The 12,630-nt window shown below is 61.2% G+C and carries 13 protein-coding genes and 1 pseudogene; 6 read left to right on the top strand and 8 right to left on the bottom strand.

The window, feature by feature from the left end; genetic code table 11:
• Positions 1-48: 48 nt before the first annotated feature.
• The 5 genes from GGU46_RS20505 to GGU46_RS20485 form a co-directional block, all read right to left on the bottom strand.
• Positions 49-1,413 carry a Fic/DOC family protein gene (locus GGU46_RS20505; RefSeq protein ID WP_183405409.1) on the bottom strand — a complete coding sequence of 455 codons (1,365 nt, stop codon included), beginning with the start codon at positions 1,411-1,413 and terminating at the stop codon, positions 49-51.
• Positions 1,413-1,685 (bottom strand): antitoxin VbhA family protein, encoded by a 273-nt coding sequence (locus GGU46_RS20500; protein ID WP_183405408.1) that lies wholly within the window; start codon positions 1,683-1,685, stop codon positions 1,413-1,415. Before GGU46_RS20500 ends, GGU46_RS20505 begins: the two co-directional genes overlap by 1 nt.
• A gap of 79 nt (positions 1,686-1,764) precedes the next feature.
• Positions 1,765-4,020, bottom strand: coding sequence for a type IV secretory system conjugative DNA transfer family protein (locus GGU46_RS22380; RefSeq protein WP_183405407.1), 2,256 nt, complete (start codon positions 4,018-4,020; stop codon positions 1,765-1,767).
• A gap of 21 nt (positions 4,021-4,041) precedes the next feature.
• On the bottom strand, positions 4,042-5,076 hold the full coding sequence (locus tag GGU46_RS20490; RefSeq protein ID WP_183405406.1) for a DUF5712 family protein: 1,035 nt from the start codon (positions 5,074-5,076) through the stop codon (positions 4,042-4,044).
• Positions 5,077-5,083: 7 nt separating this feature from the next.
• Entirely contained in the window at positions 5,084-5,641 is a 558-nt protein-coding gene (locus GGU46_RS20485) for a BfmA/BtgA family mobilization protein (protein ID WP_183405405.1), read from the bottom strand.
• 885 nt (positions 5,642-6,526) lie between these two features.
• On the opposite strand from GGU46_RS20485, the gene GGU46_RS20480 reads away from it, so the two are divergent.
• From GGU46_RS20480 to GGU46_RS22375, 6 genes and pseudogenes are all read left to right on the top strand, one after another.
• A complete protein-coding gene (locus GGU46_RS20480) occupies positions 6,527-7,294 on the top strand; it encodes a ParA family protein (protein ID WP_123823395.1) in 768 nt (255 codons plus the stop codon).
• On the top strand, positions 7,294-7,779 hold the full coding sequence (locus tag GGU46_RS20475) for a hypothetical protein (RefSeq protein ID WP_183405404.1): 486 nt from the start codon (positions 7,294-7,296) through the stop codon (positions 7,777-7,779). Before GGU46_RS20480 ends, GGU46_RS20475 begins: the two co-directional genes overlap by 1 nt.
• An 874-nt stretch (positions 7,780-8,653) precedes the next feature.
• Positions 8,654-9,604 carry a replication initiation protein gene (locus tag GGU46_RS20470; protein ID WP_183405403.1) on the top strand — a complete coding sequence of 317 codons (951 nt, stop codon included), beginning with the start codon at positions 8,654-8,656 and terminating at the stop codon, positions 9,602-9,604.
• 54 nt (positions 9,605-9,658) lie between these two features.
• Entirely contained in the window at positions 9,659-9,973 is a 315-nt protein-coding gene (locus GGU46_RS20465) for a hypothetical protein (RefSeq protein ID WP_183405402.1), read from the top strand.
• 84 nt (positions 9,974-10,057) lie between these two features.
• Positions 10,058-10,339: a helix-turn-helix transcriptional regulator gene (locus tag GGU46_RS20460; RefSeq protein WP_246417745.1), complete on the top strand. Its 282-nt coding sequence runs from the start codon at positions 10,058-10,060 to the stop codon at positions 10,337-10,339.
• Positions 10,287-11,620 (top strand): annotated as a pseudogene (locus GGU46_RS22375) (type II toxin-antitoxin system HipA family toxin). Before GGU46_RS20460 ends, GGU46_RS22375 begins: the two are co-directional and overlap by 53 nt.
• Before the next feature lie 73 nt (positions 11,621-11,693).
• Here the strand turns inward: GGU46_RS22375 and GGU46_RS20450 are convergent.
• The 3 genes from GGU46_RS20450 to GGU46_RS20440 all read right to left on the bottom strand — a co-directional run bounded on the left by GGU46_RS20450 (position 11,694) and on the right by GGU46_RS20440 (position 12,526).
• The gene (locus GGU46_RS20450) at positions 11,694-11,969 is read right to left on the bottom strand and encodes a hypothetical protein (protein ID WP_183405400.1); all 276 of its coding nucleotides are present in this window, start codon (positions 11,967-11,969) and stop codon (positions 11,694-11,696) included.
• Between the two features lie 78 nt (positions 11,970-12,047).
• Positions 12,048-12,299: a hypothetical protein gene (locus tag GGU46_RS20445; RefSeq protein WP_183405399.1), complete on the bottom strand. Its 252-nt coding sequence runs from the start codon at positions 12,297-12,299 to the stop codon at positions 12,048-12,050.
• A 77-nt stretch (positions 12,300-12,376) separates the two neighbouring features.
• Complete coding sequence (locus tag GGU46_RS20440; RefSeq protein ID WP_183405398.1) at positions 12,377-12,526, bottom strand: hypothetical protein; 150 nt, start codon at positions 12,524-12,526, stop codon at positions 12,377-12,379.
• Between the last annotated feature and the right edge of the window lie 104 nt (positions 12,527-12,630).

The following is a 12,630-nucleotide window of genomic DNA, read 5'->3' as shown; positions in this document are numbered from 1 at the left end:
TGGCCGTAAACGGCCAGGGCTTTACTCATTTTAAGCTGATTTGTAACTCTAGCGGTCTATGCCACCGGTCCCGCGACCTTGAACACTAGCTTCACGGCGTTCCTTTTCAAAGGGCATTTTTTCCATAATTCCGACTGCACTTTTTAGTTCGCTCAGTTGACTACTACCCCTCAGTGCCGGAATCCGGTCAGCCGCGTCGATGGACTTACCAACATTTTCCCGGTTCAACCCACCGATAAAGGGTGTGCGCTCAACGTGCCGGGCTACTTCCTGAAGTCTAGCCGCGTCCAACCCTTTCCCGTGCTCGCGCAGGCCTAGTGCTACTTGCTCAGCAGCCTGCTTGAAAACAGCCTGAGCCTCTTCGTGCGTTTTGGGCTGCCCGAGCACCTTCTCAACATTAGATTCTTTCATCACGGCTAATGCTTGAACCTGCTCAGCCGCCAACCGAAACCGTTTGGCATCCGTTTGGTCCTGCCGCGTATCTGGACCCTGCAACGCGGGATGCTTGATAATCTTCTCCGCCGCCTGCTGAAACTGCTTTAAGTGGCTCTGAATTGCTGCGGGGTTTAAGTTCGTTGCCTCTACCCCCTTCCCTACCGCCACGCCCTTCTCGTAATTGCCGGCGCCGGGCATGTTGGCCACGATGTCCATCACCCGGTAGCCGGTTACCTCCAGTTCGCGCCGGGCATCCATGGCTTTCATCTCCGGGGATAACGCGGCTAGGGGACGCGCCTGGCTGGAGTCGCGGCGCTGCTCGGCTTCGAGGCCGGGCGCCGGGCTGATGACCTGTTCAAACATGGCTTTTAGCGCCTGCAGGTTCTTCGCTGCCTCTTCCGGTGCGTGCGGGCGCACGATGGCCAGGTCGCGGGCCCGGTTGAGCGTAGCCGGGTCGATGCGGGCAAAGTCGACCTGGTAGCCGGCTTCCTGGCCCAGCTGCACGAACGTGGCCTGCAGCGTGCGCCCGTTACCGTCCCGAAAGGCGTGGGTGTGGTTGTACTGGTCGAGGTAGTAGGCCGCGCGCTCGGCAAACTTTTCCTCCGACAGCCCCTTCAGGTAGTTTTCCTGGCCCAACTGCGCGCCAATGGCGTTCAGCCGCTGCTCAATCTCTTTGTAGGGGGCGTAGGTCATCGTTTCCTTGAAGCCGGTGACGTACGTGGGCTTGTGGCCCTGAAACTCCCGGTCGGCCCGGGTTTCGCCGGCCCACTGGTAGACGCCCTCAAACAGCTTCTGGTGCACCTGTTTGAGGTGGGCGTGGTCGTAGCGCCCGCCGGGGATGCCGCCCTGCAGGTTGAGCCGCTGCAGGCGCAGCAGCGAGGAGTCGGTTTCGGCCTGGGCCAGTTGCTGGGGGTCGGTAATGCCCAGCCGGTTTATCCGTACCCCGTTTTCGTCGCTGAATCGGTCGCCGGCTACCATCAGCGGGCGGCTTGGTCCTCGGGGCTGGCCGGGGCGACGCCCGGCTGGTAACGGGCCAACAGCAGCTCATCGTTGAGTTCAATGGCCTCGTCAATGCTCAGCTCTCCGTCCACGTAGCGCTGCATGATGGCCACGCTCTCCGGGCTCGGCGCCGGGCCGTTGCTCATCAGGATGGCAATGGAGTTGTTGGCGCCGCGCTCCCGCTCCTGGCGAGCCGCGAGTTGCTCGGCATCAAGGCCGGCCGGGGCCGGGGTAAAAAAGCTCTTCATCATCGGAATGGAAGTCTAGGTGTTGGGTACTTACTTAACAGCAAAAAGTGGCTTAACGTCCCTTTCTGCTGGGTTTTCGAGGCTATTCGACCTCGTTCTTGGTGGCTCCTGCTAAGGTATTTGCGTGCAGGGCCAGGGTTTCTCGGACCTGCTGGCTGACGCGCCGGTAGTTCTCCTGAACCACCACCGTGAGCGTGGCGGCGCTATCTTCTTCGCTGTCGCCGAACGTGGCCACCGGGTGCAGCGGGAAACGCTCCGGGGTGGCACCGGCCCGGGAGATGATACCCTGGAAGAAGGTGCGCTCGGTTTCCACGGTCTGCCCGATAAACTCGCCCTGCTGCAGGCTGATGGCGTCCTGCACCCGCACCAGGTTGCGCTCCTGGTAGCTGGTGCTCAGGTTGGAACTGTGGCTGCCGCGGCTGCCCGCCCCGCCCTGGCTCTTGCCGGTGCTGGTGCTGTGCATCTGCTTGTCCTCGCGGCCCACGAGCTCGGAAATGAACTTGGCCGTGTCGAGCGAGTTGACCTTGCCAAAAAACTGGTTGTTGAGGTTGGAAACCATAACCTTCATCTTTTCAGGACCATAGGCATCGGTCATCTGCGCCAAATCCTGGGTCATGTAGATGGTGGCCACCTTGTTGCTGCGGGCCGTGGCGGGCAGCAGCTCCAGCCCCGGCACGTAGACCGTGGCGGCCTCGTCGAGGAACACGTAGCTGCGGTGCTTGTGCTGCTGGTTCATGAGCTTGATGGCCACGGTGATGATGCAGCTGACCACCGGCGAAAAGGTTTCCTTCAGCGTCGGGTCGTTGCCGATGCAGAGCAATGCCGGCTGCTGGGGGTCGTTCAGGTTCAGCGAGAACCCCTCCCCTTTCGCCTCGTCGGGCGTGAGCACCCACACGATTTCCGGGGAGTTGATGCGGTTCAGTATCACCTGCAGCGTGCCCACCACGGCGGCTACCTGCTTCTCAGCCCGCTGCTCCACGGCCGTCACAATGCTGCGCACCATGCCGGCGCACTCGGGGTCGGTTTCCAGCATCGAGAGCACGTGCTTGAAGTCCTTGTGGATGGCCGTGGCCACCACGTGGGGAATGGTGCAGTAGCGCGGGAAGTGCTTTTTGTAAAACCAGATAATGCCCGTCAGGTAAGCCACCGCGCTGATGTCGAAGAACTCCATCTTGCGGATGCTGGCCGGGTTTAGGTTGTTGATGATGGCCCGCGAGTACTCCTCGGCAAAAGCCACCACCGGCATGTCCGCGGCCCGCAAGGGATTCACCCGCTCGCTGCGCGTCAGGTCGCGGAAGTTGATGACGTGCAGCACCACCGCCGGCTCGGGCTCCCCGTTGGGCAGTCGCCGCGGCGCATCCGGCCGGCGCCCGGCCAGCTCCAGCGCCTTCTGCGCCGTTTCCGCCAGCACCGGGAACTTGAAGTCGTAGATGAGTCCGGCAAAATTCTTGGCCGCCAGCTGCTCAATCACGGGCTCCCCGATGGAGTACGTTTTGCCCGCGCCGGCGCCGCCCAGCACCAGCACGCCCCGGTAGGGATTGGGTACGTTCACCCAACCGCCCCCTTCCGTGGGCAAGCTGAACCCATCGGGTGTATCTACCTTCTTGCGCTCCACGCTCAGCCCAAAGTCCGGGCTTTTGGTCAGCGCCCGCAGCAGCCCCACCACAAAGCCGCTGGCCAGCACCAACGCCGCCGTCACGGGGTAGCCCACCCGGATAAAGCCGGCTGGGTACGACGCGATGCCGAGCAGCACGTAGGCGCTGAGCAGGGCCAGGCCCGCGCAGCTGGCCACCACGAGACGCACGGCCTGGGGCCGTAACGGCTTGCGGCGGGCCTGCCCCGGTTTGCGCGCCGGTGCCGGTTGCAGAAATACCAGAGCCAGGGCTACGAGCAGCAGTAGTCCCCGCAGGTACACGCCGGCCGCGTCGTAGAACCGACCGGCCTTCACCAGCACCTTCTGTTGAAATCCCTGCCCGGCGGTGGCCACGCGCAGGGCCGCCGCCCCGCCCGTATGCACTACCTGGTCGCCAGCCTGGCTCGTGGTGGTGGCCAGTTCGGCAGCCGGCTTGCCCACCACGGGCGCCGCTTGCCGCCGCAGCCGCGTGCGCCGCGCTTCGGCCCGCTGCCGGTTTAGTACGGCCAGCCGGGCCGCGAGGCGCTGCCCTGGCGTCAGCCGAGGAGCCTGCGCGGCCTGGTGTTGCGCGGCGCGGGCCGCGGCCAGCTCCGCGGGGTGCAGCAGCACGTACCACTCGCCGGCCAGCAGGCCCGCCAGCAGCAGAGCCAGGATGAGCAAGACGGATTGGGAAGCGGCCGCAGGCCGGGGTGGTTGGTGTGGCATGGGGGGTAGGAAAAAGGGGGCTTACATCTCGATATCCAGCTCGGCGCTGCGGCGCCCGGGCTTCTCGGCTACCTGCTCGGTGCGCTCGTCCCGGGTAGCTTGGGCGTTGCGCACCAGGTGTTGGACCGCGTGCAGGGCCGTCACCGCCTGGCGCTGCGGGGCCGGGGCCTGTTCCCGCCCGGTGCGCAGCAGCTGCAGGGCGTTGTCGATGGGCCGGCCGTCGCGAGCACGCTCCTCCACCCGGCGCAGCATCCGGTAAAACGTCTTGTCAAACTGCCGGGCCTGGGCAATGGCCTGCACCTGGTCCGGCGCCAGGCGCTGCTCCCGGGGCACCAACTGGTTGATGGTGGCCACGCGCCCGGCAATCTTATCCAGCCGGCCGGCATCGTAGGCCGGGTCGCGTGGCCGGGCTGCCTGGGGCCGCAGCTTCTCGTGCGCCTGGGCTTCGTAGCCGAACTGCTGCTCAAACTGCCGGCCGGCCGCCGCTTGCCAGCGCATCAGGTCAAACCGCTGCCGGCGCCCGCCGGGGTTGAGGGTCAGCTTTTGCTCCCGGTCGCGGGCGCTGACGATGATGTGCACGTGCGTCTGCAGGCCCGCGCGCTTGGCGCCGGCCTTGGCAGTGCCCGCCACTACCTCGGGGTCCGTTCCCCGGTGGGTGCGGTCCTGGTGGAGGATGGCGCCCCATACCAGGTTTTGGCTATCCAGCTGCCGGCCACCGGGCAGCCGGAAGTTCTGCGCGTACTGGCCCATGACCTGCCGGGTGTACGCCTTGAGCTTGTCGGGGTCGTTGCCGATGTGGGCCAGCTCCTGCTCGCTGGGACTCAGCACCAGCGAGTAAAATTTGGCCTCCGTGGCCCGCAGTCCTTTCACGTTGGAGTCGATGCGTTGCAGCAGCTGCGCGGCGCCGAGCTCGTCCGAGTCGGCGTTAAAAAACGTTGCTTCCTGCCCCTCCCCTACCGCTTCGTGCTGCAGATAATTCAGTGTTTGCGCGCAGCTGCCGGTATTGGTATACGCCGCTTTGCCGTGCGTTTTGGGGTTGATAAGTTTGACGTACATCGGCCTTTTAACCTGCTTTAAGTTCGCTGGAAGTAGCTCCTTCTTCTCCCGATTGCCCCGGATTTACTTTTCTTTCCACTGGCGCCTCGTGCTTTCCCGGGCCCTGTTTGCGGGCGGTCAGCAGCGCTTCTTTTACCTGCCTTTCTACCGCTTCTTCGTTGCGCTGGCGCAGCAATTGGAGTGCCTGCTGCTGCCGCTGCAGCTGTGCTTCGCTGAGCGTTTCCAGCTGCGTGTTCAGGTTGCTCACCAGGATTTCGTTCATGCGCAGCACCCGCTCCAGCGTGATGCGGGTACGCAGCATTTCTTCCAGCATGGCCGTGAGCAGCGTGCGCTCCTGCTCCTGCATGAAGCCGAAGACCCGGTCACCCAGCTTTTTTATCTGCTGCATGATGAGCTGCCCTTCGCGTGCTTCCGTGGCCCGGGGGTCGAGCCCTCGGGTGGCAAAGTACTCCACGGCCGCACTGGTGTAGGCCCCCAGGCTGGCGCCGACTTCCGCGGCAGCTGCGTCGGCTTTGCGGTAGGCAATGCTGTCGAGGGTAACCCGTTTGCGAAGCGCTGTACTCATGACATGTATGTTGTTGTTAGGCTCGCGGCCCACATTTACATCTGTAAACCAATTACTTACATTCAGATGGCCCGCTAAAACAGCTCTGCTGGTTTATAAATAACTCAGGAATAGCGCGTTAGCTCTACGCCTGAGTTGTTCTTCTTGCTAAGACCATTATACAGTTAGCAATAAGTTAGTAAGAAGCTAGTACGGAGCTTTGAACATTAGTGTTAGCTCCCGGGGCACTTCGCTTTCATTTGCCATCTAGGTTCTGAATCAAACCCGTTGCAACAGACTATGCACCCAGGCTCCTCCAACACCTGATTTGGCTAATTGCTGGTTGCTGGCTTTGATTCAATTATGCCGCATTGCAGCTCAAGGGCACGCCGACGCGGGTTTTAAGCTGCTGGGTTCAAATCAACAGTTCTGCAATTCTGCATTTCTGTTGCTGATATACGGCACCTGCTAGCTCTAACTGGTCGCTTGTGCCGCAATTCTGCTTTTCTGTAGTTCTACACTTCTACCAGTTGTGCCCTTACGCGTCGGCTCCGTGCTTTCTGCCTTTGTGCAAATCTGTTGTTCTGTTGTTTTGTATTTCTGTTAAATTCACGCACTCACTAGCTACCCGCCCCATCTAGCTGCGGTTCTGCAAAAACACACTTCTGCAAACCTGTTTTTCTGTTGTTGTGTGATTCTGTTTTTTTGTTATTTGACTTTTCTGCAACTTGACAGAACCGCATGACGACAGAAAAGCAGAAATACTTTTCTGGTTAAAAACACTTCTGCTTTTCAGCAAAAGTGTTGTTCTGCGCTTCTGGCTTTCTGCTTTTCTATTACTTTTGGTTTATTGTCCTGCCGGCGCGTTGCCCCGGTACCTACCTACGCCTCAACCCCACACCCACTATGTCCAAGGTTATCAGCTTTGCCACCCAGAAGGGGGGCTCCGGTAAATCCACGCTGGCTCTGGTGCTCGCTGCCCCGCTGGCAACGGAGTACGGCTTGCGCATCGCCGTCCTCGACTGCGACTACCAGCAGAGCATTGTCAAGACCCGCGAGCAGGTGGACGCGGCCAACTTCGCCAAGCTGCGCGAAGTCAACCCCGACGCCCAGTATCCCTACGACGTGTACCCCTGGCAGCTGAGCCAGATTTTTGACTTCATCGATAATCCCGAGCACAACTACGACCTCATCATCATCGACGTGCCCGGCCGCGCCGACGGCGACGATGTGTTCAACGCCCTGACGGCCTGCGACGCGGTAATAGTGCCCCTGGTGTCGGATTACCTGGACCGGGCCTCCACGGCCGAATTTATGACCATCCTGGAGGCCATCAAGAAAGCCGCCGACGACGCCCAGATTGACTTCCAGTACTACGGCCTGCCCACCAAGCGCGTGGCGGGGCAGCGGGAGGAGAAAGAGATGGACGACTACATCGATGGACTGGGCCTGGCGCGCTTTAACTCGTACCTGGGCCACCGCAAGGCCTACACCCGGGCCTCGACGCTTTACAGCCTGCTTAACCCGGCCTGGTCGCGCTACGCCGGCGGCTCCAAGGACACGAGCGAGGAAATCCGCCGCGTGTGCGAGGAACTCATCGAGCGCCTGGGCTTGCCCGACCGCCGTTCTACCGCGGCTACCACCGTATCCACCGCTTCAACCTCCGCTAAGTAATGGGCTTCGAGAAACCACAAATCACGCCGCGGCGCCGCATTGAAGTACCCGAAGAGGCTCGCCAGCAGGCCCGGGCGGGAATGGGAGGGGAGGCCACCCGCACGGCCACCACGCCGCCGGCGCCGGTAGAGCCCATTGCGCCCCCCACGCCCACAGCTGCGCCGGTAGTTGCGGCCCCTGCCCCTGAACCCGCAGCTGTGGCGCCGCAGCCCACGGTCTCGCAACCAGGACCACCGACAGCCGCTCGGGCGCGTGCCTCCACGCGGGGCCGTAAGACCGCCGCGGCCGCGGCACCAACCCCGGAGCCCGAAGTGCCCCTGCATACGGTGCAAATCGCCAAATCCGTGGTGCAGGAGATTAAGATGAGCCTGCTGCTGGCCACGCCGGGTCCGGACACCCCGACTACCATCAAGAACTACCTGGAGGCGGCCCACCGCCACTACGATGCCTACCTGCGTAAGTCTGGCAAGCTGCCGGTTAAGTAGGGGAGGGGCTTCTCTCCGCCGACTCAGTGCAAGCAGCCTCTTCGGGGGCTGCTTTGCTTTTGGGCGGTGGGGGAGGAGAGGCGCCAGGCTGCGTGCGATACCCTCTGGCTGCGCTCACTTTTTATAAGCGCCGGTCGTCTGGCAGCCCGCCCTTGCCCGCAGGCGGCGCAACTGCTGTGTTCCGCCGAGGGAGCTAAACCGCGCACCCAGGGCAAAAAGAGGGCATTTACTGCGGATAGTGGCCTGGGGTTGCGCTTATAAAACGTGCTAGTTGGCCGCTGGGAGCACTGCAGGGACTTATAAAAAGTGGTAATTCATTGTTAGCTAATAGTTAGCAAAAAGTTAGTAAGCATCTGTTTGACCTTGAAAAAAGTTGGAATGACTTATAAAAAGTGGTGCAGAGCACCGATTCCCGTCTCGGCTTCGAGAAGCTGTAGTCGCTTATAAAACGTGAGATTAACTTTGAATCAGTAACTAACGTCTTAAAAAAGTGCAATCCCTTAATGACGTCTGTTTTCTTCTGTTCGTTGTGTTGTTTTCTTGTTTGTTTGGCTGGTGGTTTGCAGCCGACCATCTAAAAGCTTATCGAGGGGGGTAACATCAACCTTTGTGAGTTATTTGCTATTACTTGTTCTATTTGTAGGGCTCATAACTCGCTGATACACAGTAGTATATAATGGTATAAAACCACTTTTTATAAGCGAAAAACCACTTTTTATACCTTTTAGTACCACCTTTTATAAGTGAACTCTCACGTTTTATAAGTCTATCCATCACGTTTTATAAGCGAAAAACCACGCTCAACTACCACTGTGGTTTTTTATGTGCCGGACGCTTACATTTGCCTTATCCCTGCGTCCTTATGTCCTAGTGTATGAAGCCTGAAGATACCGCCGTTGTAGTTGTCGAGCCAGCTCCGGTTCCCGTCGTTCGTCAGCACAACGCCATCACCCAGGCCCGCTACGACTACACCGCTTGTCAGCTGGATATCTTCTTTTACCTGCTTTCCCGGCTGCGCCGGGATGACACGCCGGACCAGGAGTATACCATCTACGTGAAGGACGTGGAAGCCCTTACCGGGCGGCAGTGGAACTACCAGCAACTGCGCGAAGCGACAGCCGACATGGGCTCGCGCATGTTCGAGGTGGAGAACGAGCGCACCTACCAGCAGCTGTGGATGTTTCAGCGGGTAGAGTACATCAAGGGTAAAGGGTGCCTGCAGATTCAGCTGGCGGCGCCCATTCGGCCTTTTCTGTTCAACCTAAAGGAAAACTTCACCTCTTACCAGCTGCACTCGGCCCTGAAGCTGAGCAGCAAGTACGCCAAGCGCATCTACCAGCTGGTGAGCCAGTGGAAGGACAAGACGTCGACGCGGACCTACCCGCTGGACGAGTTCAAGCAGATGCTGCACCTGAAGGACCCCAAAGGCAAGGAGCCGGAGCTGTTTCAGAACATCAGCCAACTCAAGGCCCGGGTACTCGACATCGCCGTGCGCCAGGTCAGCGAGCACACCGACCTCAAGATTGACTACGAGCTGGTGAAGAAGGGGCGGGCCTACGACGCCGTGCGCTTTACCATTGCCCGCCAGCAGCCCCAGCAGCTGCCCATTCCTTTTGAGCAGCCGGCAGAGGACGCCCGCGCGCACGCGGCCCGCCAGCACCTGGAGGCCCTCGGTATTAATCATCCGCAGCTGGTGGCCACCATCCTCGGCGACCCTAAGCACCTGGACCAACTCTTCAAGTTCACGTACCAGCTGAAAACCGATAAGGTTAAGGCGACCAAAAATCCGGGTGGGTTGTTTCTGAAAATCTGCGGGCTGCGTTGATAGCCCACCCGCTTCCGGCCAACGTCCTCTACTTCCAGCTTTAAATGCACCAAGATGGCAATTGATAAAGATGGCTTCCAAGATTGGCTGACTAAACTATCCTATACATCAGCTCCGGAGCAGTATCCCTACTATCTGGAAATCATCGAGCAGCAGTGCCAATGCGACTTAGACAGCTTGTTTCCGGATGGGTTTGACTCCATCGACGCAAGACTGGCTCAAGAAATCACAGCTTGCAAACAGACAGGAACGGTAGACATAAAGGAAATCAACAATAAAGCCAGTCGGTTGTCGGCACTCCGCAGGTACAAGGAATACCTCACGCAACGAGGCCAGCAAGTACCTTCACACTCCGATAACGCGCAATAAATTGGGCAATAATGTGTAATATTGCTCAACATATTGCGCATTATGCCTAAAGAATCGGTCGTCCTTTTACCGCGGTTGCAGCAGTTGCTGACGCAAACGGGGGAAAACATCCGCCTGGCCCGCCTGCGCCGTAAGCTCAGCGCGGCCCGCGTGGCGGAGCGCGCGGCCATCAGCCGCAACACCCTGCACGCCATCGAGCAGGGCGCTTCCACGGTGAGCATGGGGGCCTACCTGCAGGTGTTGTTTGTGCTGGGCCTGGAAAAGACCCTGCTCCAGCTGGCGGCCGACGACGTGCTGGGTCGAAAGCTGCAGGATGCCGACTTGGTGGTTAGCGCGCGGGCACCGAAACAGTCTTCCGGCGAGTAGTCCCATGGCCAAAACCGCTGAACGCCGCCAGCTCTACGTGTACGCCGACTGGCAGAGCCTAGTCGATGGACCGCGGCTGATGGGCACGCTCTCGGCCGTGCCGGTGCGGGGCAAAGAAGTGTTTTCCTTTACCTACGACGCGCAGTGGCTGGCCCTGCCGCAGGCCCAGGTGCTGGACCCGGCGCTGCACCTGTTTGCCGGCCCGCAGTACCTGCCGGAAGACCAAGCCAACTTCGGTCTCTTCCTGGATTCGTCGCCCGACCGCTGGGGACGGCTGCTCATGCGCCGGCGCGAAGCTGCCCTGGCCCGGCAGGAGGAGCGCCGCGAGCGGCCGCTGCTCGAATCGGACTACCTGTTGGGAGTATTTGATGGCCACCGCATGGGCGGGCTGCGCTTCAAAACCGACCCGGCCGGCCCGTTCCTCAACGACAACCGGGCCATGGCCGCTCCGCCGTGGACGTCGCTGCGGGAGTTGGAATACGCGAGCCTGCAGCTGGAGCGGGTCGACGCGCCCCAGGACCCAGACTACCTCAAGTGGCTGTTTATGCTGGTCGCGCCCGGCTCCTCTCTGGGCGGTGCGCGGCCCAAGGCCGGCGTGGTGGACGAGCACGGGCAGCTCTGGATTGCCAAGTTCCCCAGCGGGCAGGATGAGCACGACGTCGGCGCCTGGGAAGCCGTAGTGAACGAACTGGCCCGCACCGCCGGCCTGCAGGTGGCCACCGGCCGGGCCCAGCGCTTCAACAGCCGCCACCACACCTTCCTCTCCCAGCGCTTTGACCGCACGGCCGCCGGCGAACGGCTGCACTTCGCTTCAGCCATGACCCTGTTGGGCTACCAAGACGGCACGGACCACCAGGACGGGGCCAGCTACCTGGAGCTGGCGGGTTTGCTCATGCAGCAGGGCGCCCAAGTGACCGAGGACCTGACCGAGCTCTGGCGGCGCATTGTGTTCAACATCTGCGTCTCCAACACCGAGACCACCTGCGCAACCACGGCTTTCTGCTCACCCCTCAGGGCTGGCGCCTCTCGCCGGCGTTCGACCTGAACCCCATCCGCTACGGGCAGGGCCTAAAGCTCAACATCTCCGAAACCGACAACGCCCTGGACCTCGACCTGGCCCGCGAAGTGGCGCCCTACTTTCGTCTATCGGCTGCGCAGGCCGAAGCGGTGCTCGCGCAGGTCGTGGCCGCAGTGCGGCAATGGCCGGACGTGGCCAGCCGGTACCAGCTCTCGCGCACTGAGCAGGAGTTGATGGCGGGGGCTTTTGAGGCGGCACAATAGCCGGCGGAACAGCCCACAGGCCATTTACAGGCACCGGGCACTGCTTATGTTTTGTAACGCTACCAGACGCCCACTACTCTGCGGCCGCTTCGGCGCGCACGACGGCAAAGAGTTCTTCCTCGGAAACGTGGAGCACCCGCGCCAGCTGTTGCAGTTCGCCGATGGTGCAGGTGCCGGGGCTGCGCTTGCGGGTGTCGTAGGTGCGGGCCGATACGCCCCAAGCTTCCACAATGCGCTTGCGTGTGCCGGCTACTTCCAGCAGTTCCGCCAGCGTGGCGGGGTGGTGTACGCGCGGCGGGCTAGTCAGGGGCTCGGTAAAAGCCACGGTGGGTGCAGACACTTTGGGCATGGAAGTAAGGCTAAAAAGGCACAGAATAGAGCGCGAAAGGTAGTCCGTTTACGCGCTGGCCGCTCCCTTGACTAAAAATTACCTTTCCTGTCTGCCTTCTGACGCTAACGTCTGCTCCTCCCAGCGTCCGCACTCGACAACGGCCAAGGCCAGCCACCGCTCCAGTCGGGCAGCATCGGTGCACCGGTCCATAAACGCTTCGGCGGCCTGCCGGCGTCCCGGCTCAATGGCCGGGTGCTGCAGGATGCAGCGCAGCTCCGCGCGCAGGGCTACCAGCTGAGCGTAGCAGCTGGCAGCAAAGGCAGGGGGTATGTTCGAGGGAACAGGCATGGACGGTAGGCGGTGGGAAGTTGAACGGGCAAGCACACCGGCAACCGCTCCGATACCGAAGCGACTGCCGGCCGGGCTTAGCGCAGAAGGGCGGACTTCATGAGCAGCACCGGCCCGGCCACCACGTCGACGGGCGAGTAGTGCTCCAGCGGGTAGGTTTCGTACCACGCGGCGGTGGCCAGCGGGTTGATGGGGCGCCGGCGGTCTTTGCCCTCGTCGTCAAACACGAGAATATAGGGGGCCTCTCAGAAAACGGAATAAATAGCACGTTAAGGGTTGGGAAGGGGCCGTAGGGGCTGAAATTTGCCGGGAGCGCGCTTGCTGCGCCACG

This window comes from Hymenobacter latericoloratus, from assembly GCF_014199535.1.
Lineage (GTDB): Bacteria > Bacteroidota > Bacteroidia > Cytophagales > Hymenobacteraceae > Hymenobacter > Hymenobacter latericoloratus.
Note: the sequence above shows the minus strand (reverse complement) of the source record. Positions and strands in the feature narration are given on the sequence as shown.

Bases quoted from the DNA above. Each gene is read 5' to 3' on its own strand.
- GGU46_RS20505 (WP_183405409.1), bottom strand. From the start codon at position 1,413: ATGGTAGCCGGCGACCGATTCAGCGACGAAAACGGGGTACGGATAAAC.
- GGU46_RS20500 (WP_183405408.1), bottom strand. From the start codon at position 1,685: ATGATGAAGAGCTTTTTTACCCCGGCCCCGGCCGGCCTTGATGCCGAG.
- GGU46_RS20445 (WP_183405399.1), bottom strand. From the start codon at position 12,299: ATGCCTGTTCCCTCGAACATACCCCCTGCCTTTGCTGCCAGCTGCTAC.
- GGU46_RS20450 (WP_183405400.1), bottom strand. From the start codon at position 11,969: ATGCCCAAAGTGTCTGCACCCACCGTGGCTTTTACCGAGCCCCTGACT.
- GGU46_RS20480 (WP_123823395.1), top strand. From the start codon at position 6,527: ATGTCCAAGGTTATCAGCTTTGCCACCCAGAAGGGGGGCTCCGGTAAA.
- GGU46_RS20490 (WP_183405406.1), bottom strand. From the start codon at position 5,076: ATGTACGTCAAACTTATCAACCCCAAAACGCACGGCAAAGCGGCGTAT.
- GGU46_RS20470 (WP_183405403.1), top strand. From the start codon at position 8,654: ATGAAGCCTGAAGATACCGCCGTTGTAGTTGTCGAGCCAGCTCCGGTT.
- GGU46_RS22380 (WP_183405407.1), bottom strand. From the start codon at position 4,020: ATGCCACACCAACCACCCCGGCCTGCGGCCGCTTCCCAATCCGTCTTG.
- GGU46_RS20485 (WP_183405405.1), bottom strand. From the start codon at position 5,641: ATGAGTACAGCGCTTCGCAAACGGGTTACCCTCGACAGCATTGCCTAC.
- GGU46_RS20475 (WP_183405404.1), top strand. From the start codon at position 7,294: ATGGGCTTCGAGAAACCACAAATCACGCCGCGGCGCCGCATTGAAGTA.
- GGU46_RS20465 (WP_183405402.1), top strand. From the start codon at position 9,659: ATGGCAATTGATAAAGATGGCTTCCAAGATTGGCTGACTAAACTATCC.